Origin of the sequence: Natroniella sp. ANB-PHB2, from assembly GCF_046097105.1 — a bacterium.
GTDB lineage: Bacteria > Bacillota > Halanaerobiia > Halobacteroidales > Halobacteroidaceae > Natroniella.
This window is the reverse complement of sequence record NZ_CP175562.1, coordinates 1591679-1612017: the sequence shown is the minus strand read 5'-3', so window position 1 is coordinate 1612017 and position 20339 is coordinate 1591679. Positions and strand designations below refer to the sequence as shown.

Annotated in this window: 24 protein-coding genes; 23 read left to right on the top strand and 1 reads right to left on the bottom strand. The window is 32.8% G+C overall.

Annotated features, from left to right (window positions below):
* The first annotated feature begins 58 nt into the window (after positions 1–58).
* The 20 genes from dhaM (at position 59) to ACKF5P_RS07965 (ending at position 15809) form a co-directional block, all read left to right on the top strand.
* Positions 59–451, top strand: a complete 393-nt coding sequence (dhaM, locus tag ACKF5P_RS08060; RefSeq protein ID WP_408954702.1) for a dihydroxyacetone kinase phosphoryl donor subunit DhaM — start codon at positions 59–61, stop codon at positions 449–451.
* A gap of 315 nt (positions 452–766) precedes the next feature.
* Positions 767–1084 carry an ArsR/SmtB family transcription factor gene (locus tag ACKF5P_RS08055; protein WP_408954701.1) on the top strand — a complete coding sequence of 106 codons (318 nt, stop codon included), beginning with the start codon at positions 767–769 and terminating at the stop codon, positions 1082–1084.
* A 1-nt stretch (position 1085) separates the two neighbouring features.
* Positions 1086–2033, top strand: a complete 948-nt coding sequence (locus tag ACKF5P_RS08050; protein ID WP_408954700.1) for a permease — start codon at positions 1086–1088, stop codon at positions 2031–2033.
* A gap of 67 nt (positions 2034–2100) precedes the next feature.
* Entirely contained in the window at positions 2101–2331 is a 231-nt protein-coding gene (locus tag ACKF5P_RS08045) for a thioredoxin family protein (RefSeq protein WP_408954699.1), read from the top strand.
* Positions 2332–2477: 146 nt separating this feature from the next.
* Entirely contained in the window at positions 2478–3338 is an 861-nt protein-coding gene (locus tag ACKF5P_RS08040; RefSeq protein WP_408954698.1) for an NAD(P)/FAD-dependent oxidoreductase, read from the top strand.
* Between the two features lie 202 nt (positions 3339–3540).
* Positions 3541–3942, top strand: a complete 402-nt coding sequence (locus tag ACKF5P_RS08035; protein ID WP_408954697.1) for a hypothetical protein — start codon at positions 3541–3543, stop codon at positions 3940–3942.
* Positions 3943–4079: 137 nt separating this feature from the next.
* Positions 4080–4508 (top strand): Fur family transcriptional regulator, encoded by a 429-nt coding sequence (locus ACKF5P_RS08030; RefSeq protein ID WP_408954696.1) that lies wholly within the window; start codon positions 4080–4082, stop codon positions 4506–4508.
* Positions 4509–4679: 171 nt separating this feature from the next.
* Positions 4680–5246, top strand: coding sequence for an SAM-dependent methyltransferase (locus ACKF5P_RS08025; RefSeq protein WP_408954695.1), 567 nt, complete (start codon positions 4680–4682; stop codon positions 5244–5246).
* Positions 5236–6252 (top strand): lysylphosphatidylglycerol synthase transmembrane domain-containing protein, encoded by a 1017-nt coding sequence (locus ACKF5P_RS08020; RefSeq protein ID WP_408954694.1) that lies wholly within the window; start codon positions 5236–5238, stop codon positions 6250–6252. The genes ACKF5P_RS08025 and ACKF5P_RS08020 overlap by 11 nt, the downstream gene beginning before the upstream one ends.
* Positions 6253–6288: 36 nt before the next feature.
* Positions 6289–6921 (top strand): nicotianamine synthase family protein, encoded by a 633-nt coding sequence (locus tag ACKF5P_RS08015; RefSeq protein ID WP_408954693.1) that lies wholly within the window; start codon positions 6289–6291, stop codon positions 6919–6921.
* A gap of 19 nt (positions 6922–6940) precedes the next feature.
* Positions 6941–7237, top strand: coding sequence for a ferrous iron transport protein A (locus tag ACKF5P_RS08010; protein WP_408954692.1), 297 nt, complete (start codon positions 6941–6943; stop codon positions 7235–7237).
* Entirely contained in the window at positions 7227–8960 is a 1734-nt protein-coding gene (locus ACKF5P_RS08005) for a FeoB small GTPase domain-containing protein (protein WP_408954691.1), read from the top strand. Before ACKF5P_RS08010 ends, ACKF5P_RS08005 begins: the two co-directional genes overlap by 11 nt.
* A gap of 169 nt (positions 8961–9129) precedes the next feature.
* Complete coding sequence (locus ACKF5P_RS08000; RefSeq protein WP_408954690.1) at positions 9130–10242, top strand: YibE/F family protein; 1113 nt, start codon at positions 9130–9132, stop codon at positions 10240–10242.
* A 128-nt stretch (positions 10243–10370) separates the two neighbouring features.
* Positions 10371–10793: a nucleoside recognition domain-containing protein gene (locus tag ACKF5P_RS07995; RefSeq protein WP_408954689.1), complete on the top strand. Its 423-nt coding sequence runs from the start codon at positions 10371–10373 to the stop codon at positions 10791–10793.
* Between the two features lie 17 nt (positions 10794–10810).
* Positions 10811–11275: a nucleoside recognition domain-containing protein gene (locus ACKF5P_RS07990; protein WP_408954688.1), complete on the top strand. Its 465-nt coding sequence runs from the start codon at positions 10811–10813 to the stop codon at positions 11273–11275.
* Positions 11276–11305: 30 nt separating this feature from the next.
* A complete protein-coding gene (gene aroE / locus ACKF5P_RS07985; protein WP_408954687.1) occupies positions 11306–12175 on the top strand; it encodes a shikimate dehydrogenase in 870 nt (289 codons plus the stop codon).
* 23 nt (positions 12176–12198) lie between these two features.
* On the top strand, positions 12199–12885 hold the full coding sequence (locus ACKF5P_RS07980) for a methyl-accepting chemotaxis protein (protein ID WP_408954686.1): 687 nt from the start codon (positions 12199–12201) through the stop codon (positions 12883–12885).
* A gap of 77 nt (positions 12886–12962) precedes the next feature.
* Positions 12963–13502 (top strand): nitroreductase family protein, encoded by a 540-nt coding sequence (locus tag ACKF5P_RS07975; RefSeq protein WP_408954685.1) that lies wholly within the window; start codon positions 12963–12965, stop codon positions 13500–13502.
* 122 nt (positions 13503–13624) lie between these two features.
* A complete protein-coding gene (locus ACKF5P_RS07970; protein ID WP_408954684.1) occupies positions 13625–15649 on the top strand; it encodes an HAD-IC family P-type ATPase in 2025 nt (674 codons plus the stop codon).
* Complete coding sequence (locus ACKF5P_RS07965; RefSeq protein WP_408954683.1) at positions 15618–15809, top strand: hypothetical protein; 192 nt, start codon at positions 15618–15620, stop codon at positions 15807–15809. Before ACKF5P_RS07970 ends, ACKF5P_RS07965 begins: the two co-directional genes overlap by 32 nt.
* A 49-nt stretch (positions 15810–15858) precedes the next feature.
* On the opposite strand, the gene ACKF5P_RS07960 is transcribed toward ACKF5P_RS07965, so the two are convergent.
* Positions 15859–18861: an HAD-IC family P-type ATPase gene (locus ACKF5P_RS07960; RefSeq protein WP_408954682.1), complete on the bottom strand. Its 3003-nt coding sequence runs from the start codon at positions 18859–18861 to the stop codon at positions 15859–15861.
* A gap of 411 nt (positions 18862–19272) precedes the next feature.
* Between ACKF5P_RS07960 and ACKF5P_RS07955 the strand changes: the two genes are divergently transcribed.
* The 3 genes from ACKF5P_RS07955 to ACKF5P_RS07945 all read left to right on the top strand — a co-directional run bounded on the left by ACKF5P_RS07955 (position 19273) and on the right by ACKF5P_RS07945 (position 20279).
* The gene (locus ACKF5P_RS07955) at positions 19273–19503 is read left to right on the top strand and encodes a hypothetical protein (protein WP_408954681.1); all 231 of its coding nucleotides are present in this window, start codon (positions 19273–19275) and stop codon (positions 19501–19503) included.
* A 95-nt stretch (positions 19504–19598) separates the two neighbouring features.
* The gene (locus tag ACKF5P_RS07950) at positions 19599–19910 is read left to right on the top strand and encodes a hypothetical protein (protein ID WP_408954680.1); all 312 of its coding nucleotides are present in this window, start codon (positions 19599–19601) and stop codon (positions 19908–19910) included.
* Positions 19911–19934: 24 nt separating this feature from the next.
* Positions 19935–20279: a hypothetical protein gene (locus ACKF5P_RS07945; RefSeq protein WP_408954679.1), complete on the top strand. Its 345-nt coding sequence runs from the start codon at positions 19935–19937 to the stop codon at positions 20277–20279.
* Positions 20280–20339 lie beyond the last annotated feature (60 nt).

Here is a 20339-nt window from a genome sequence, read left to right as displayed (position 1 = left end):
TTAAAATGGTTTAATTGAGTTTTTAAGATAATAAATTTTTGGAGGGGGCAAAGGAAAAATGGTTGGGATAGTAGTCGTGTCTCATAGTTACAAGATTGCCCAAGGGATTAAGGAGTTAGCTCAAGAGTTGATTCCTCGCCAGATACCTTTAGTAGCTATTGGAGGTATTGAAGATGGAAGAATAGGAACAGAGATAGATGAGATTATAGAAGCAGTAAAAGAGGTCTATTCTGAAGAGGGAGTTATAATTATAGGTGATGTTGGCAGTGCATTGATTAATTCTCAAATGGCTTTGGAGTTGTTAAGTTTGGAAGGATATGATGCTGTAATTGTTAGCAAAGCTCCGTTAGTTGAAGGGGCAATGATAGCAGTAATTGAGAGCAATTTAGGAAAAAGCTTAGAAGGGATTAATCGCAAGATAGAGGAGCAACAGGGGGTTGAATTAATTTGATAAGAAATAAGATTAAAGGATATTAGTCTTGAAGAATTTGCTAGTAAAGAATTTAAAGAATAATCAGTAATGCCCCAGTACCTTAAGCAGGTATTGGGGCATTTGTTTTTGTTATATAGATTGAAGTTGATAATTTAAAGAGTTCTAATTATAAAATCTCATGTATTGTTGGTAGTGGTTAAGTATTTTTTTTGACAAGAGTTCTTGACAATTTGATAAGTTATTAATATAATTACATTAGTAAATTATAATATAGTTATATTTTTTGGAACATATATTAGAATATAATAATATACTTATATAAAGGAGGTCAAAATGTCTCTATTAACTAAACTAAAGGGTGATTTATTTAAGGCCTTAGCACATCCAACTAGAATTCAAATTTTGGAATTATTACAACAAGGGGAGTTATGTGTTTGTCACATTTACGAAGAGTTAGAACAGAGTCAATCAAATATTTCGCAACATTTAAGTAAGCTAAAGAAAAACCAATTAGTTAAGAGTCGTAAAGATGGCTTAAAGGTCTATTATAGTTTGCGAGATAGAAAAGTTATTGAGATTTTAGAATTATCTAAAAAGCTTATTTTAAGTCAATTAGATGAAGTTAGAGATTCCTTAAGAAAGGAGGGGTAAGGTGTTTGAAAGATTAGCTGATTTAGTAATTTATAACTGGTTCAATTTTGAGGCAGGAACCCGTTTGGGAGAAGCAGTTCATTTCTTTTTTTATGATACAATGAAGATCTTATTTTTATTAAGTTTAATGATCTTTGTTATTTCTATTATTCGTAGTTACTTTCCACCAGAAAGAACTAAGAAGCTATTAGAAGGTAAGCCTAAGTTTGTTGGTAACTTTTTTGCTTCTTTATTAGGAGTAGTAACACCTTTTTGCTCATGTTCTTCAGTTCCGATCTTTATTGGCTTTGTCGAGTCAGGAATTCCTTTGGGAATGACTTTTTCTTTTTTAATAACTTCTCCGATCGTAAACCAGATTGCACTTGTAATGTTATACTCATTATTTGGCTGGAAGATAGCCACACTATATTTAATAAGTGGTGTTTTTGTAGGAGTAATCGGTGGGATAGTCATTGGAGCTTTGAATTTAGAGGATGAAGTAGAAGAGTATGTTTATGAGATTTCTATGGATGAACAGGAGGTTGAAGAGTTAAGTTGGGAACAAAGGGTTGATTTTGCTAAAACAGAAGTTAAAGATATTGTTGGTCGTATTTGGAAGTATGTCTTTATTGGGATTGGTATTGGAGCCTTTATTCATGGGTACGCACCTGAAGATTTATTAGTTCAATATGCAGGGCCGGGCAATCCTTTTGCAGTTTTAATAGCAGTAGTATTAGGCATTCCTCTTTATGCTAATGTTGTAGGGGTAATCCCTATTATTCAGTCATTATTGACTAAAGGTGTTGCTGTGGGAACGGGCTTGAGTTTTATGATGTCAATTACTGCGTTATCTTTACCGGCAATGATTATTTTACGTAAAGTAATCAAACCTAAGTTGATGGCTATCTTTGTCAGTGTAGTAGGATTATCAATTATAGGTGTAGGCTATTTATTTAATTTTACATTGTAGTAAGTTGTGGGCCAAGAATCATAATGAATTTTAGACTATTAATTAATTTTTGAAGGGAGGTGTTGAGGTGAAGATTACTGTTTATGGGTCAGGTTGTTCTAGTTGTGTAGAGTTAGCTGACTATGCTAAAGCTGCTGCTGAAGAATTAGGTATTGATGCAGAAGTTGAAAAGGTAGAGGATATGGCCGAAATAGTAAAGGCTGGTATTATGAGTACTCCAGGTTTAGCTATTGATGGTAAAGTCAAAGTTAAAGGTAGAGTTCCTAGTAAGGATGAAATTAAAAAATTACTTAAATAATAACTATGGAGGGGTACATATTATATTATGTATCCCTTTTTTTAATCTTAACAGATTAGCTCGTATTAAATTGAAATTTACCCTTAAGCATATAAATATACTCTGATATAATAAAGATAAAGTAAATTTTAAGATGAGGTGGTAGTATGTCAACAGAAAATTATGAAATTGGAATTGTTGGAGCTGGCCCGGCTGGAATGTCAGCAGCAATCAATGCTAAAGCTCGGGATAAAGATGTTGTTATTTTTGAGAGTAGTCAATTAGCTAAAAAGATCGAATGGGCTCCTCATGTTGATAATTATCTTGGTTTCAGCCAGGTAAGTGGAGAAGAGTTAGCAGAGCAATTTATTAATCATATTAAAGAGCTAGAAATTCCGATCATTAAAGAGAAAGTTGTACAAGTCTTTCCTATGGGTGATCAATTGATGGTGACAACTAATGGAGAGAGTTATCAAGTTAAGAAATTAATCTTAACAATAGGGGTTGTACAAGAAGCTAAGATTACAGGAGAAGCTGATTATATAGGACAAGGGATCAGTTATTGTGCAACGTGTGATGGAAGATTATATAAAGATAAAGAAGTTTTGGTAATTAGTGATAGTGCTCACCATGAAGATGAAGCTAATTTTTTAGCTGATATCTGTGAAACTGTTTATTATATACCACAATATAAGGATATTGAGAATTTAGATAATAGAATTAATGTCGTTAGAGAGAAGGTTAGAGAGATAAATGGAGAAGAGCTTGCTAATAATGTTATAACAGAAGAACAAGAGTATGGAGTTGACGGGATCTTTATTTTAAGGGAGACTGTACCACCTTCAGAAATAGTAGCAGGATTAGAGCTAGATGGAAAGTACATAAAGGTTGATCGGGAGTTTAAGACTAATGTTAAAGGAGTTTATGCAGCAGGAGATTGTATAGGTCGGCCCTTGCAGATATCTAAAGCAACAGGTGAAGGTCAAGTAGCTGTTTTGAAGGCAATTGAAGAGCTTGATCAGGAGTGACTTACACAACAGCTTAAGTTTAAGCTTGAGGTTAATTCTAAATCAATCGTTAAAAACATAAAGACTTTTAGTTTTTATTTAAACTTAGACTTGGACTTAAACTTAAGCTATATATCAAAAAATATCCAGTTATTTGATGAATAAAATTCCGGCTAATTGAAGATAATGAATAGCAAAAGGGCATATAAAAGTTGGTGATATTATGTTCTGTAAATTAGCCGTAGTCGGTTTGGGAGATGTAAGGAAGCAGGATAGAGGGGTTACTATTCATTTGTTGGATAAGTTAAAAGAGAATTTTTCTCAAAAACTAGACATTTTATTTATCAATGCTGGTAAGACTGGAGAAGACTTATTTGATATTTTACAAACTATTAAAGCGGAAAGAATTTTGGTTTTAGATACGATGAGAGAGATAGTTAGACCAGGAGAGTTAGATTATTTAAAGATAAGACCTAAAGATTCTATTAATTTAAAAGAGTTACTAATGGTGACTATTGGAATTGATAATGATGGGTGGGGAAGTGAATTATCTGAAATTGTTAATGGTAAGTTTTACGATATATTAGATAAGATCTCAAATGTGATTTGTAATCTACTGGGGTAAATATATTATGATCAAGCTTGAGAAAGGTCATCAAGTTAAAGTTTAACTCAAGCTTGGTCTTTTTCACATGCTAAGTTGACATTAGTTAGGTAATAAGTTATAATTAATAATAATATTATTAATTAGTGGGTGAAAGTATGGGAAAAAAGACACAAGAGCTAAAGAATATTTTGGCTACAAATAATTATAAATTAACCTCTCAACGGGATTTGATCTTACAGATTTTAGCTGATAATGAAGGTGAACATTTAAGTGCAGAAGAGATTTATAATATTGTTAAGCAACATGATGCAGGGATTGGTTTGGCAACAGTTTATCGGACTTTAGAGTTATTTGATGAATTAGCTATTGTCCAGCAATTGAATTTTGATGATAACTGTCGAAGGTATGAATTAGAAGGAAATAATAATGACCACCACCATCATTTAATCTGTGTTGATTGTGGAGCAGTGATTGAATTCAATGATCAAATTTTAGAAGATTTTGAAGCTGACCTGGAGAAAAAGTATGATTTTTTAGTTACTGAGCATAGAATTAAGTTTTATGGCTATTGTGAAAATTGTTAATTAGCAGTAGTCTTTTTTAAAGAGAAGTCGTGAGAATGGATATCAACTTTTGGTACTCATAGTAGAGCTGAGATAAGGTAGTTTTATTTTTAGCATTGAATGAGAATGATTATTATGTTTAATTATATTACAACAATGATTTATATAATTTAGTTAAGGGGTCGATTAAGAGTGAAGTTAATTAAGGATGTAGTAGCAAAGTTAGAAAAGAAATTGAATGATATACCGTTGATGTTTAAGCTATATGCTTGGCCGTACAAAGCAATCTTAAAAAAAGAGATAGATCTAGCTCAAATAACAGCTGATGATGTAGTCTTAAATGTAGGATGTGGGGCGATGCCTTTTAGTGCTGTTTATTTGGCAGAGTTGACAGGTGCAAAGGTGTTGGCCCTTGATCGGGATCAAGAAGTAATTGATAGAGCAGAGTCTTGTATTCAAAATTTAGGTTTAGAAGATAAGATTGAGGTGTTAGAGGGTGATGCAATTGAGTTTGAGCCTCCGGAATTTACAGTAGCATTGATAGCATTACAGGCTGAACCCAAGGTTGATATTTTGAATAATTTGTTAGCTAATGCTAAAAAGGGAGCTCGTTTGATATTTAGGCAACCTCGGGATTATTTTGAAGATCAGTATGATTACTTGCCAACTGATTATCAACCTGATGCCCTTAAGAGACAAAAGATGATTACCTTTGATAGATCTGTTTTGTTTACTAAGGAGGTAAGTAATGTTCAATAAAAAGGTTTTATTATGGATTATAGGAGTTATAGCTCTTACTATATTAACTATTAGTACAGGGTGGGATGAGATAAGGAGTATCTGGCAAGGTGTCAATTCGACGGTGATCTTCAGTCTCTTTGTTTTACAGATTGGGACTTTATCTTTAACAGCATATCAATGGTATTACTTACTTAGGAAAAAGGCACCTAATATTTCTTTTAGGCAAGTCTTTTCAACTTATTTAGCTGGAGGATTTGTAGAGAGTGTGACCCCGTCTTCCAAATTAGGAGGCGAGGCTGCCAAAGTGTATCTCTTTCACCAACAGACCGGTTTATCTTATCAAGAGTTGACTTCTTTTTTAGTTGCCCATAAATATATTTCATTGTTGCCGTTTTTGTTATTATGTTTATTATTTTTAATTATTGCATCTGTTAATTTTGTTTTGCCTAAAATTATTTATATCTCCTTTTTAGTATTTGCTTTATTCTTTGGTTTGATTATATGGCTGATCTATAATCAAAATGAGAAAGATAGAAAGCAGCAAATTGATCAAAAGGACAATTCAATGGTTAAAGAAAGATTTAGTTATAAAGTTTATAAGGTCTTTATTGATGGCTTTGCTTTTATAAGTAAGGCTGTTTGTCAAGTTAAGAATATTATGACTCCAAGTGAAAGAAATTGGTTATTAATAATTTCTTTGCTAGTTTGGGGCTTTTATCCGGTTAAAATTTATTTGGTAGCGTCTGTGTTAGGGTTTAGTGTCCAATTTATTTTGGCGGTGATAGTAACTTATGCAGCTTATTTGGTTAGCATATTACCTTTATCACCTGGAGGATTAGGAACTTTTGAGGGAAGTATGGCTTTTATTTTAAGTATTAATGGATTATTGTTTGCTGAAGGATTAGCAGTTGCTCTCTTAACTCGGCTAGTAACTTACTGGTTTCCTTTGGTCTTATCAGCTCTAACAGCGATTTATTTAATTACTACTGAAGATATACCGTTATTCGCCAATAGCAAAACTTGAGGTGCTTAAATTAATAATAAAGAGAAGGTGTAATTTTTGAAAAAAGAGATAAATACGGAAGCAAGTCTAATAAGTTTCTTTTCAGAAAAGCTACTATGTATAGTTGAGTTTTTTTTGAAAATAGTCAAGAAATTAGAGCATGTTGGAAATCGATTCAGTTTCTTTAGGAAATTATACTGTAATTTATTTTATAAAAAGATGATAGAAAGAGAATTAGAGTTAGCTGAATTAAACCAAACAGGAAGGATACTACATATTGGTAGTGGGCCATTGCCTTTGACAGCTATCATTCTAGCTGAAAATGGCTATGATGTAACTGGAATCGATAATGACCCCAAGGCAATAACTGTTGCTCAGGATTTGATAACAGAACTAGGATTAGATTCCAAGATAGATTTTAAGTTGATCGAGGGAATGGAAGTAGAAGTTTCTGATTTTGATCTTATTTTATTTTCTCTACATGTTATTCCTAAGAAAGAGATTGTTAAAGAGGTATTATGTCAGTTACAAGAGGGCCAAAGATTAATCTATCGTAATCCTAATGGCTTGTTAGAATTACTCTATCCTAAGTTAGAGCCTGCTGAAGTAACAGAGCTTCCTACTGGTGAGGTTAAGCAGAGTTTTGGTAAGCAGAGTGTTGTTATTACAAAAAAGTCTGTTAAAAAATAGATTGAGGTGGTGTTGAAAAATGGGAGTCAGTTTGAAGAAGGTAGCATTGAATTTTATTGGAGGTAAAGAAGAGTTGGTTGAAGAAGAGTTAACTCTTGATAAATTGAAACCAGGAGATAAAGCAGTGATTTCTGCTGTACCTGATCATTCTTTGTTATCTCCTCTGGGTTTTAGAATAGGTAAAAAGGTTGAATTAAAGACTAAACAACCTTGTGGAGGGCCAGTGGTGGCAGCAGTAGAAGGAAGAAATGTAGCAATTGGACGTAAGTTGGCTAAAAAAATTGAGATGACAAGTGGTGCTCAATATGGAAGCTAAACAGTTGAAAAATTCTAAAAAAAAGGTACTTTTAATTGGCCCTCCTAATGTAGGGAAGAGTGTATTTTTTAATCGCTTGACTGGTTTAGATGTAGGAATGGCCAATTATGCTGGAACGACAGTAGAATATAAAGCTGGAAGTGCAACATTTGGTAATACAGAAGTTGAATTAATCGATGTACCAGGGACATATACACTTGATGCTACTAATGAAGCAGAAGAAGTAGCAGTTGAGATGTTAGATGAAGATCCTGAGGCTGTTATTTGTGTACTTGATGCTAATAACTTAGAAAGTAGTTTGTATTTATTACTACAAGTTTTGAAAAAGAAGATACCTACCATAGTAGCTATTAATAGGATTGATATTATAGAAGAAAAAGATTATGAGCTTGATCTTGAGTTATTGGCTGAACAATTAGGGATTCCAGTAATTCCAACAGTTGCAGTTGATGGAACTGGTTTTGAAGAGCTAGAAGAGAATGTAAGAGATACCATCAATGATAGCCTTGTCTTCAAGAAAAAAGTTGAGTTAGAAGCCAGTTGGGAAGTAGCTGAAAATTTAAATCAAGAAGTTAAAGTTGGTTCGAGAAGAGATAGCCTACTGAATCGAGAACGGTGGGGTCAACTATTGGTTCAGCCCTGGCCTGGTCTTCCTTTAGCAATTTTGATTTTAACTTTGGTTTTTGGGATAGTTGTGGGACTGGGAATGGGGGTCAGACAGTTTGTTTTGTTACCTTTCTTTAGAGGCTTGATCTTTCCGGTGATAACTGCAGCAGTAGAATCTGTAGTTCCTAGCGGTCTAATTAGAAATATTTTAATTGGTGAATATGGATTCTTAATTAAAGGTTTAGAATGGCCATTTGCTCTTGTGTTGCCTTATATTATCTCTTTTTATTCTGTGTTAAGTATTTTAGAAGATAGTGGATACTTACCAAGGCTAGGAATTTTAGTTGATGGTTTGTTGAATAAGATTGGTCTTTCAGGGGGAAATGTTATTCCATTATTATTAGGCTATGGTTGTGCAATACCTGGAATTACAGCTACTAGGGCAATGAGTAGTTATAAGGAGCGGGTGATGGTTTCGACTATGATCTGTTTGAGCGTTCCTTGTATTGCTCAAACAGGAGCTTTTATTTCTTTATTAGCTGAGGAGTCGCTTATAGTGATGGTGGCTTTATTTATGGTATCAGGGCTTGTCTTGATTGGATCTGGATTTATTTTAAATTATTTTTTAGAAGGAGAGCGTCCAGAAACAGTAGTAGAAGTTCCGGAATTATTATGGCCTAAGTGGAATATTTTAGGAAAAAAGATCTTGATTAGATTAAAGAGTTATGTCTTTAGCGGAGCTGTAACGATGTTTTATGCCATAGCATTAGCTGCGGTATTATATGAGGTTGGGATTTTAGAGGTTATTGGAAGGATGATGAGTCCTGTAATAACTGGTTGGTTGAGGTTACCAGAAGAGGCAGCTGTGCCATTAGTATTGGGAATTGTGAGAAGAGAGTTATCTGTATTGCCATTACTTGAAATGAACTTAACAAGTTTACAGCTTTTTGTAGGAGCAGTTGTGGGATTGTTTTATGTGCCATGTATTGCTGTATTGGCTATTTTGGGGCGTGAATTTAAGCTCTCTATAGCTGGAGGAGTACTTGTTTTGACAACTACTCTATCTTTTTTGTTAGGAGGAATTTTTGCTCGTTTAGGGGCATTAATTTTAATCTAGATGCTGAGTTTTTGTGCTTAAGTCAGTTTGATTTTAATAAAAATAGTATATATAATTAGATTGAATTAATAAAATCATTATCTTGTTTTAAACTCAAGATAATGATTTTTTAGTTGGGAAAGGTTTAAGTAAAGAAGTTGAGTCTAAATTACATAGAAAGGGTGGGTTTATGCTTAAATTCCCTAAGAAATTGATAATAATTTTAGTCTTAGTAAGTTTAATTGCCCCTATGAGTATTGAAAGTATTACTCATGCTAGAGAAATTGAAGAACAAGAAGTGGAAGAGTATTATCGAGGTAAGGTTTTATTTGTTCGAGAGATTGAATCAGAGGGTCATTCGAGAATGGTCGAGCAAAGGGCTGAGGTATTATTAACAACTGGGCCTCATCAAGGAGAAAAAATAACTGTTAGGAATACTTATGAAGAAGGAAATACATATTTAAGCCTTTATTTAGAAGAAGGGCAAGATGTTATACTGGTTTCTAGAGATGCAACAGATCAACTTGAAAAAATTTATTTGCATGATGTTGCTCGGGATCGTGGTTTGTTTTATTTAACCATTATTTTTATGTTATTGTTAGTTTTAGTTGGAGGAAAGTCTGGATTAAAGACGATTATAACTTTAGTCTTTGCAGGGTTGGTTATTGCTAGGTTTATGCTTCCTGCATTATTAGGAGGCTATGATCCTATTTTTATAACTTCAATTTCCGCAGTTATAATCATAATTCCTACTTTGTTAATTATTGGCGGGGTTAATGAGAAGTCTTTAGCAGCAATCATAGGTACAGCTACTGGAGTAGGAATAGCTGGTCTTTTGACTTTATGGGTAGGGGAGTTGGCATATCTGACCGGTTTTAATAGTGAAGAAGCTATGATGTTATTTAATTTGGATCAGGATATAAATATTAGAGGTTTGCTTTTTGCAGGGATCATAATAGGCTCTTTGGGGGCAGTTACAGATGTCAGTATGTCGGTAGCATCAGCTATTTTTGAAATTAGTAATAATAATCGGACGCTGAGGGTTTCTAATTTGATGTTAGCTGGTCTAAATGTAGGGCGTGATATTATGGGAACAATGGCCAATACATTGTTGTTAGCCTATGTAGGTAGTGCAATACCGTTGTTATTGTTATTATTGGGTGTAGAAATGCATTGGATGAGGATTATTAATATGGATATCATTGCAACAGAGTTTGTTCGCGGAATTACAGGTAGTATTGGTTTGATTATTTCGATTCCTGTGACGGCTTTTGTAGCAGCTGTATTGATGGGAAAAAAATAAAAAAAGATCAATTTAAATGTAAGATATTAACTATTATTTATTGTAGGAAGGAATTTAGAGTATTGATATTGAAATAGTCGATATTAAAGAACAATTTTAAAATATTTTAGAGGAGGATTTATAGTTATATGGTCAATCTATTTAATGCGGTAAAAAAAGGCTGTAAAAAGGCTTTTGTTACTTATGTTGATTTAATAAAGGTGATTGTTCCAGTTTATATATTGATAACTTTTCTTAAAAATGTTGGTATAATTGAATATTTGGCTGGTTTTTTTAGTCCGATGATGCAGTTGTTTGGGTTACCTGGAGAAGCGGTAGTTGTTTTGATGACTGGGTATTTTTTAAACCTTTATGCTGCTATTGGAGCTATTTCTAGTTTACAATTGGGGGTTAGAGAGATTACAATTTTAGGTACTATGTTAGGGTTGGCCCATAGTTTGATTATAGAAGGAGCGGTAATGAAAAAGATGAAGGTTAATGTTCTAAATTTAGTTATCTTAAGAGTAGTAAGTTCTCTAATAGTAGGAGTAATTTTAAATTTAATATTATAGTTCATAGGAGGATTAGTATGGATTGGTCAGAAATGTTGCTAGAGATATTATCAGGGAATCTAGAACTGTTAATTGATATTGCTAAAATTATCTTTCCCTTATTAATTGGGATTGAAATAGCAGATGAAGTAGGAATTTTAGATAAAGTTTCACAATTATTTAATCCTTTTTTAAAATATTTTAATTTGCCTTCGGAAGCAGGGTTGCCTTTAATTGTTTCTCAAATTTTTGGTATCACTTATGGAGCTGGAGTTATAATTAGAATTGTAGATGAAGATAGACTTACAGCAGAGGAATTGATGAGTGTGGGAGTGTTTTTAGCAATCTGTCATGCAGTTATAGAAGATACATTGCTATTTATTGCGATTGGTGGTAGAGGAGTAATTATGTTAGGGGTAAGAATTATGTTAGCGATTGCTCTAACATATATATATAGTAATTACTTAGTTAATAATCAGTTGCAAGAGGGTGCTAAAGTTTAATCAAATTGTTGCTTAGAAAGGTGTGAAAATATGATCAATAGTTCTACTAAATTAGTAGGCTTGTTAGGAGATCCAGTTGAACATTCTAAATCACCAGTAATGCATAATGCTGTCTTTGATCAATTAGATCTAAATTATCGTTATTTAGCTTTTCAAGTTAAGGCTGAAGAAGTTAAAGAAGCATTGCAAGGGATTAAAGCTTTAGGTATTAAAGGAGTTAATGTTACTATTCCCCATAAAGAAGTAGTCATAAATTCTTTAGATAGCTTGTCTAAGGAGGCTAAATTAATTGGAGCAGTTAATACGATTGAAAATAAAGAAGGAAGATTGATTGGACATAATACAGATGGACAAGGGTTTATGAAGGCATTAGAGAAAGAAGGAGGGTTTAGTGCTCAAGGTAAAAAGGTTTTAATAATTGGAGCAGGTGGGGCTGCTAAAGCTGTTGCTTTTCAGTTAGGTTTAGAAGGAGCTAGTGAGTTATATATAACTAATCGTACATTTGAATCAGCAGTTAATTTAGCAAAAGATCTTGACGAAAAGTTGACTTTATCAAAGGTAAAAGCCTTTCCATTAGAAGAGGAGGCTTTAGTAAATGATTTACCTGAGCTTGATTTAATTGTTGATACTACCCCGATAGGGATGTATCCTCAAACTAATATAGCACCGGTTATAGGAGATAGATTATTAGAAAAATCTTCACTAATAACAGATCTGGTATATAATCCAGTTGAGACTGTATTATTAAAAAGGGCTAAAGAGTTAGGAGTAAAAACTGTCAGTGGGCTAGGAATGCTTATTTATCAAGGAGCAATTGCATTTGAAATTTGGACTGGACAAAAGGCTGATGTTGAAGTTATGAAGAATGCTATTTTATCTCAGCTAGAACTTATAAATTAATCTATCTTAAGGAGGAGTTTAAAATGGCTTCAGAGTTAGGGCAAGAGAATATAGTTGTTGGGGTTATTGGGGCTGGAGAGATTGGAGCTGAATTATTAAGAATTTTTGTAGAATTGAACTTTATAAAGGTTAAGCAAATAGCTGATATAGATTTAAATTCTCCAGGAATAAAGTTGGCCCAAGAATTAGGGATTGAACATACTACAGATATGATGGATATAATTAATGATCGAAGAGTTGATTTGGTTGTTGAAGTTACTGGTTCTAATCAAGTATTAGCTAAAGTAAAAGAAAATATGAGAAATGATCAAGAGTTGATCAGTGGGGAGAGTTCTTATTTACTGTATTATATTGTTGAGATGTATAAAAAGGAGCAACATAATTTATTAGAATCTGCAACCAGTCAATTGACAAATATTTATAATTCGATTGAAGATAATTCTTTAGATATTAGTCAGTCCATAAATAAGGTAGAACAAGTAACTAAAAATCTGAATATCTTAGCTATTAATGCTTCGATTGAGGCTGCTAGAGCTGGTAAAGAGGGGCGAGGTTTTTCGGTTGTGGCTAATGAGGTAAAAGAGTTAGCTGAAGAATCACAAGAACTGGTGCAAAATATTGAAAAAATTAATCAGAATATTATTAAATTAAATCAACAGATTACTGGAGCTGTAAATAATCTAACAGAAAAAATGTCAGAAGATGATTAATATTCGTTTAATTGTTAGATGTATTAATAGCTTTTTTATTTCATATAAATATAATTAGCTAAAGGAGAGTGGTTAGTATGTGTACAGATATCTTTGAGTTGTTGCAACAAAGAAGAAGTGTTAGAAAGTATCAAGAAAAAGAAGTAGAGTCAGAAAAGATTGAACAATTACTTGAGGCAGCAGTGTTGGCCCCTAGTGCAGCTAATTTTCAGCCGTGGAGATTTAAAGTGATTGAAAATCAGGATATTATAGAAGAGTTAAGAAAAGAAGCTATGGTTGCTTTTAATACTAACTGGATGTCTAAAGGAACTCTTAAGTTGATTGCAGTCTGTGCAGATCCTACTAAAACAGTTGATAAATATGGAGAGAGAGGGGAGAATTTATATATAATTCAGGATACTGCAGCAGCAATTCAAAATATATTATTGAAAGCACCAACTTTAGGTTTGGGAACTTGCTGGATTGGAGGTTTTAATGAGGAGAAAGTGGAAGAAATTTTAAATCTTGATTCTTCTCTTGAAATTTATGCTTTTATTACCGTAGGCTATCCAGAAGAAAAATTAGGGCCAAGGACTTCAAGAAGGGATCTATCTGAAGTAGTAAGTTATATTAAATAATAAATAATACTTGTAAAGATCAACTCTTAAGAGTTGGTCTTTGTTTTTTGAAATTTAAAGAAGTAAGATAAAAAGAATATATTTAAATTAATCTGTTTAAACTAGCAATAGGTGTTTAAAAAATGAAAATTTTAAGTTTTGTACCTGGTCGAATTAGGTTAAGAATAGCTGAGTTATATAAAGATGAGCAGTCAGCAGAGGTTATGGAAATATATTTGCGAAGGTTGACTGGGTTGAAGAAGGTAAGGGCCAATCCAGTAATTGGTACTTTAGTGCTTGAGTATGAGAGGAGTAAGTTAACTACAAAAGAGGTAGTAAGAGCGGTTCAGGAATTTGAAGTTGATGATTATTTAAGTTACCTGCACGAATATTATGAAGATTATTATCAGGCGAAAAGGAACTTTGTTGCTGCCCGGGATAAGACTTTTTTATTTGCTGGAATCTTTTTGATCTATAAGGTCAAAGGGTTGTTATGGGGTAAATCTATTTTAAATAAGGATTTAATTTTTTTAATAGGTGCTGCAATTGTTAGTTTAGTTAATAGTTATCCAACTCTAAGTAAAATCTACGAAAGAATGAATCAGTCTATCACAGCGTTGGCAGATGATTTACTTGTTTGGTCAGGAATTTTGTTGACATTATTAAGGGAGAGTACAGGGTTAGCTCTTTTATTTTTAAAATCGATTACTGACCTGATTGGAGAATACTCTAATTTACAGTTACAACAAGTCTTATTAGAAAGTGATCGAGATCGTTTGGAATTAGTCTGGTATAACTATAATCAGCAAGAATACTTATTACCATTAAAGGAAGTAGAAAGTGGTGACCTTCTTTCATTTTATGAAGAAGAAATGATCTTAGTGACAGGTACTATCAAGGAAGGAACTGCTATTGTAAGTCTTAATTATCGAACTGGGCAACCAGAAGTAAAAGAGTTAGAGGAAGGGGCCAAGGTTGCACAGGGAATGTTTCTTCTTGCTGGAGAAATAAAGGTAGAAGTTGCTAAAGCTTCAATTACTCAAGAGACTAAACTGGAGCAAGTCAAGATGCAGTTACGAGAAGAAGTTGATATCTACCAAGAAAAATCCCTTTATACTGCTTTTAGCTTAGCAATCAGTAGCTATCTAATTACAGGAACTTTGCTTGGCCCGTTGAGTGTATTATTAGTAATGTCTCCTAATGCAACTGAGATTGCTTTAAATGTTGGACTAGTTAAATATGCCAAGTTATTATTAAAAAATAAAATCTTGTTGAAAGATGTTAATAAAGTTGAAAAGATTATAACGGTTGACAAGATTGGACTTGATAAGACAGGGACATTAACTTCAGGAAAGTTAGAAGTAGTAGAGGCAGAATTAAATGATGATAATTATTGCTACGAAGATTTAAAGCTGGTCTGTCAGCAAAGATTTGATTTAATTAAACAAGATCGGATTGCTTCTATAACAACTACTAGAAATTCTGGAATATTGTTGATTAAAGAAGTAAAATTTGTAGGAGAGCATTTGACAGTTCATATAGGTACTGCTGATAAATTAATAGGTAAGGTAAGATTAAAAGAGCAGTTGCGTTCTGGAAGTAAGAAAGTTATTGCTCAGTTGAAGAGAAGAGGAATAGGTGTAGAATTATTAAGCGGAGATAGGATATCAAATGTAGAGCATGTTGCTCATCAGTTAGAGATAGAAGAATATTATGGAGAGTTAAGAGATCAAGATAAAATGGAGCAGCTTGTTAGCAAAGATAAAAATACTATTATGCTAGGAGATGGAATAAATGATTTAGTTGCTATGGAGAGAGCTGATTTGGGTCTGACATTTAATCAAGATGAATGTAAGGAAGTAGTATCTTCATCAGATTGTATTCTGTTAGATAATGATTTGAAATTACTTCCTAAATTATTAGCTTTATCAGAAGAAAGTTATCAACAAATAAAGTTTAATATAGTTGTGGGCCAAGGATTTAGCTTATTGTTGGGTGCAATCGCTCTGTTTGGGTCTATTAATCCATTTGCAGCTAAGAGTTTGAGTACTTTAAATTCAATTTTAGCTATTTTGAATAGTGCAAGAATTTTGCAGATTGAACCTAAGCTTGATAAAATTGAAGGAGCTGATCTTGATGAAGAAAATATCCAGTCTATTAACAGCTAAAGGTATCTTGTTTTCAGTAGGTTTGAGTTTGACAGGATACCTGTTAGGGCCATTATTAAAGGAAATGCTGAATAATAATCCAGCTACTGAGAATGATTTTACTGAGTTGACTGCTCAAGAAAGAGAGTTATTTTTAAAAGATAAAGATGGTTTAAAATAAAAGCACTCCTGCTAATGCAGGAGTGCTTTTTTGATCAGTCAATTTTTAGTTAACAAGTTGGTGTAGATTGGGTTAGTTTTTTTTGCGGAGTATAGTTAATTAAACTGATTAAACTAGAGATAGATAAAATAATAATCCAATCAAATAACTGTAAAGGAACAGTACCGAAAAGCTGCATTAATGGTGGAAGGTATATACTGCTTAGCAGTAGTAAACAAGAGATTATAACTGCTGGGACTATATACCTATTGGCTCTAATAGGTTTATTTCTACATTGAAAGACATGAACCATCTGAGTAATTACTAGATTAGCATAAGCAAGGGTACTAGCTTTGGTCAAATTACCGGTAGTAAAGTAGTTGGTTAGATATAAACCTGCTGTACTAGCTCCCAATAATGAACCTTTAAATAATATCTGTGATAAGAGGTTCCGATCAAGAATGCTCTGTTGTCCATCTCTTGGTGGCTTTTTCATATTATTATGATCTGCTGGTTCAATCCCCAGCGATAAAGCAGGGAATCCTTCTGTAATAAAGTTAATTAACAACAGTTGACTAGCAATTAAAGGTGGTGGTAAACCTAAAATTGCAGAAATGAAAATAGCAATTGCTTCACCAATATTTCCAGCTAAGACATATTTTAAAAATCTTTTAATATTGCTACTGATACTTCTACCTTCTTTAATAGCATCTACAATTGTAGTGAAGTTGTCATCAGTTAAGACAATTGATGATGCCTCTTGGGCTATATCAGTTCCAGATTGGCCCATAGCAATACCAATATCTGCTTCTTTGATGGCGGGAGCATCATTGACTCCATCACCTGTCATAGTAACTACATGACCCTTCTCTTTTAAAACTTTAACGATTCTTAACTTTTGTTGGGGTGATGTACGAGCGAAGATTGAAATTCTATCAATTTTCTCAGTTAGTTGTTGTTTAGAGAGGTTATTTAATTGTTGCCCAGTTAGTACTTGTTCATTTTTTGTTGGATCGAATAGGTTAAGTTTTTTGCCAATAGCTTTCGCTGTTCGCTTATGGTCTCCAGTAATCATTATGACCTTAATTCCTGCTTGACGGCATTGCTTAATTGCATCTTTAACTTTAGAACGGGGAGGATCAATCATACCTGTTAAACCTATAAAAGTTAAGCCTTCTTCAATCATATGATCAGTAGTTGGCTTATAATCTAACTTTTTACAAGCAAAGCCCATCACTCGTAGTGCTTTATTTCCCATTTCTTTTATTTGAGTATTTATTTTTTCAGTATCTTCTTTAGTTAACTTTCTGATTTGCTTTCCATCAAAAATATTGGAACACTTGGCAAGAATGATATCTGGAGCCCCTTTAACATTGATTGAATAGTTACCAGAACCATCTTGGCAGATAACTGTCATTTTTTTCGTTTCTGAGTCAAAAGGAATCTCATCTTTACGAGTATAACAATCAAAGTCTGTAAGGTCTAGATTTGCTTTATGGGCCAAAACCAGTAAAGCACCCTCAGTGGGATCGCCAATAACCTTTAAAGACTCACTATTTTTTTCATATGATGTATTATTACATAATGAGGCTATTGTTAACAATTGTTTTAAATCTTGTCGTTTTTGAGGGTTGATAAGTTGTTGATTACAATAAAATTTTCCGATAGTTGAATAGCCTCTACCTGAAACTTTATATTTATGATTGATAGTCTGGACTTCTGTTACAGTCATCTGTCCTGTAGTTAAAGTTCCTGTTTTATCTGTACAAATTATGTCGGTACAGCTTAGATTTTCAGTAGCAGATAGTTGCTTTACAATAGCCCCTCTTTCTGCTATTTTTTTAACTCCAAAGGCCAAAGAAATAGTTAAAATTGTAGCTAATCCTTCTGGGATAGCTCCAATAGCTAAGCCTAACCCTGTCTTGATCATCTGAACTAATGGTTGACCAGTTAAAAATCCAGTAAATATAATTCCACTACAAGTAGCTAAACAAGCCCAAGTAATATGTTTAGCTAATTGATGGAGGTCTTTTTCTAAAGGAGTAGATTGTTGTTTAGAGGTGTTAACTTTTTGAGAAATATAGCCCATCTGGGTATGATTACCGGTAGCTACTACAATAGCCTTTGCTCTCCCTTTAACAATACTTGTTCCCATAAAGATCATATTATTTCTATCTGCTAATGGTTTGGTAGATGTATATTCAACCTTATGTGTTTTAGAGATAGCCTCTGATTCACCGGTTAAGGTTGCTTCATTTACCTTTAACTTAGAGCTATCAATTAATCTAGCATCAGCGGGGATAATATCTCCTGCTTCTAAAGATATAATATCTCCTGGAACTAGCTTCTTAGAGTTGATTTTTGTTGTTATATTATTTCTGATTACTTTAGTTTCTGTTTCTGAATATTTTTTTAGGGAAGTTAATGATTTTTTGGCCTTGAATTCCTGCCATGAACCTAACAGTGCCTCTAAAATTGTAATTGCTAAGATGATTAAAGCATCACTAACTTGGCCCAATAGAAAAGAAGTAAGGCTAGCTCCTAACAATAGTTTAATAATAAAATCTTTAAATTGATCTAAAAATAGTTGCCAAAAGCTCCTTTTTTTCTTTTGATTGAATTGGTTTGGCCCTAACTTTTCAATTATTTGTTGGGCCTGTTTTTCCTTCAAACCTTGCTTAGGATCACTACTTAAAGTCTTGATAATTTGCTGTGAAGTTAACTTATACCATTCTTTTTGCTGGGGTGATTGCTTAGAAAACTTAGGTATTTCAACTGAATTTTGTTTTAAGGTAGGAGTGACACGATTGATTACTCTATTTTCTTTTAAATTTTTATATTTTGTCAATAGATAGCTTAACTTCTTAACAATTGTTTTAGCTGAGATTTGATTGGGTTGATAGTAGATTAAGATAGATTTACTATATATATTAGTTGTTATACATTTGATACTATTAAATTTAAGTAATAACTGCTTGATTTTTCGGGCTAGAGAGTTATTATTTTTGATTTCTTTGATCTTAAATCTGATTCGACCTGGCAGATAGGAAACGATATTTGGTTGTTGAGTCATAGATCTTTTTTCATTAATAATATAGTCACTCCTTTCCCTACTTTCTTATTAAGTAGTATTACCTAGATTGATATTTGAATACACAGAAACAGATTCAAGAACAAGTAAGATTATAAGTAATATTTTCCTGACAATTAGGATTGAATATTTAATTTTTTTTAGCTTATACTATCAAATAGTAGAGGAAAGTTAAACTTAATTCTAGCTCTAACTAAATTATAAAGCCTAAGTTTATAAGTTTTATTTTGTAAGTTTTATAGTAATTCAGTTTTAAGTTAATTGTGTATAGCTAAAAAATATAGGGAATATATTTTAAAAACTTATTTAGAGTCTTTGTTAGAATTTTTTGAGCTTGGATTACACATAATCACTTACAAACTGTGCACTATAAAATCGTGAAAGGAGGCTATAATGAAAGAAAAGATAAGTAGTGAATTAAATCAAACAATTAGATTGGTTAAAGAAAATTTATTAACTAGCTTTAAATATATGAAAGAAAACCCACAGGAAAGAAAAGAGATTATTAATATTTGGAGAGAATATATTAAAAAATTATGGAGTGAAACTAGCAAATTGAGTGAAAAGTATCAGGAAAAAGGTATTATTAAAGCAATAACTAAGGTGTTTATGTTTGGGCGCTGAAATTAAATACCATCTTTTAAAGTGTTTTGATTTTGATATTTTAAACTTAATTGTAAAAGCTGTATTATGAATTTTCAAATGAAATGGGGGATTAAATGATTCCTTTAGGGATAGTATATGGAATTGCTACTTTTTGTGGATTAAAGAAGTTTAAAAAACCGCTTAGAAAAGCGGCGGTATCAACTACTAGCCAAGTATTTAGTGCTGTAGATTTGACTAAGGAAGCAACATACAGTTTTAAAGAAGAGGTTGAAGATATTATAGCTGAAGCTCAATATGAAAATATGAAACGAAATCAGAGCTCCTTTGCAGGAAAGTTAGATTTAGAAGAGGGATTTATGGAAGAAGAATTTAGTACTGAATTGATAGAAGATAGTGAGCATAATATTTCAGAGCGAAAACAGTAGATTAGTTAAGAGGGGAGGCAGAAAATGAAACTTTTAAAGCCATTTGGAACTCAAAACTTTGTGTTAGGTATCGGAATAGCTGCTGCAACTTATTTATTAGGGCCAACTTTAAAGCGGAATGCTAGAAATGTAGCAGTTAAAGGAGTGCAGGGAGCATTAACAGCTGGAAGTATGGCTTCGCAAGTAATGGATGATGGAAAAGAAAAGATGACTGGGTTAGTTGGAAATATGTCAGATCAACGAGCAAACCAAGAAATGGCTATGATTTATAATGAATTAAGAGAAGAAAGGGAGCAGATGAAAGAGTTGATTAGTACTGTAAAAGAACTACAACAGGAAGTAGCTGATATAAAAAATGAAACAGAATAATTTGAAATTAGTAACCCTGCATCCTATTTTAGATGCAGGGTTTAGTATTTGGAGTCAATA

Bases quoted from the DNA above. Each gene is read 5' to 3' on its own strand.
- dhaM (WP_408954702.1), top strand. From the start codon at position 59: ATGGTTGGGATAGTAGTCGTGTCTCATAGTTACAAGATTGCCCAAGGG.
- ACKF5P_RS08055 (WP_408954701.1), top strand. From the start codon at position 767: ATGTCTCTATTAACTAAACTAAAGGGTGATTTATTTAAGGCCTTAGCA.
- ACKF5P_RS08040 (WP_408954698.1), top strand. From the start codon at position 2,478: ATGTCAACAGAAAATTATGAAATTGGAATTGTTGGAGCTGGCCCGGCT.
- ACKF5P_RS08035 (WP_408954697.1), top strand. From the start codon at position 3,541: ATGTTCTGTAAATTAGCCGTAGTCGGTTTGGGAGATGTAAGGAAGCAG.
- ACKF5P_RS08030 (WP_408954696.1), top strand. From the start codon at position 4,080: ATGGGAAAAAAGACACAAGAGCTAAAGAATATTTTGGCTACAAATAAT.
- ACKF5P_RS08020 (WP_408954694.1), top strand. From the start codon at position 5,236: ATGTTCAATAAAAAGGTTTTATTATGGATTATAGGAGTTATAGCTCTT.
- ACKF5P_RS08010 (WP_408954692.1), top strand. From the start codon at position 6,941: ATGGGAGTCAGTTTGAAGAAGGTAGCATTGAATTTTATTGGAGGTAAA.
- ACKF5P_RS08005 (WP_408954691.1), top strand. From the start codon at position 7,227: ATGGAAGCTAAACAGTTGAAAAATTCTAAAAAAAAGGTACTTTTAATT.
- ACKF5P_RS08000 (WP_408954690.1), top strand. From the start codon at position 9,130: ATGCTTAAATTCCCTAAGAAATTGATAATAATTTTAGTCTTAGTAAGT.
- ACKF5P_RS07995 (WP_408954689.1), top strand. From the start codon at position 10,371: ATGGTCAATCTATTTAATGCGGTAAAAAAAGGCTGTAAAAAGGCTTTT.
- ACKF5P_RS07990 (WP_408954688.1), top strand. From the start codon at position 10,811: ATGGATTGGTCAGAAATGTTGCTAGAGATATTATCAGGGAATCTAGAA.
- aroE (WP_408954687.1), top strand. From the start codon at position 11,306: ATGATCAATAGTTCTACTAAATTAGTAGGCTTGTTAGGAGATCCAGTT.
- ACKF5P_RS07980 (WP_408954686.1), top strand. From the start codon at position 12,199: ATGGCTTCAGAGTTAGGGCAAGAGAATATAGTTGTTGGGGTTATTGGG.
- ACKF5P_RS07975 (WP_408954685.1), top strand. From the start codon at position 12,963: ATGTGTACAGATATCTTTGAGTTGTTGCAACAAAGAAGAAGTGTTAGA.
- ACKF5P_RS07970 (WP_408954684.1), top strand. From the start codon at position 13,625: ATGAAAATTTTAAGTTTTGTACCTGGTCGAATTAGGTTAAGAATAGCT.
- ACKF5P_RS07965 (WP_408954683.1), top strand. From the start codon at position 15,618: ATGAAGAAAATATCCAGTCTATTAACAGCTAAAGGTATCTTGTTTTCA.
- ACKF5P_RS07960 (WP_408954682.1), bottom strand. From the start codon at position 18,861: ATGACTCAACAACCAAATATCGTTTCCTATCTGCCAGGTCGAATCAGA.
- ACKF5P_RS07955 (WP_408954681.1), top strand. From the start codon at position 19,273: ATGAAAGAAAAGATAAGTAGTGAATTAAATCAAACAATTAGATTGGTT.
- ACKF5P_RS07950 (WP_408954680.1), top strand. From the start codon at position 19,599: ATGATTCCTTTAGGGATAGTATATGGAATTGCTACTTTTTGTGGATTA.
- ACKF5P_RS07945 (WP_408954679.1), top strand. From the start codon at position 19,935: ATGAAACTTTTAAAGCCATTTGGAACTCAAAACTTTGTGTTAGGTATC.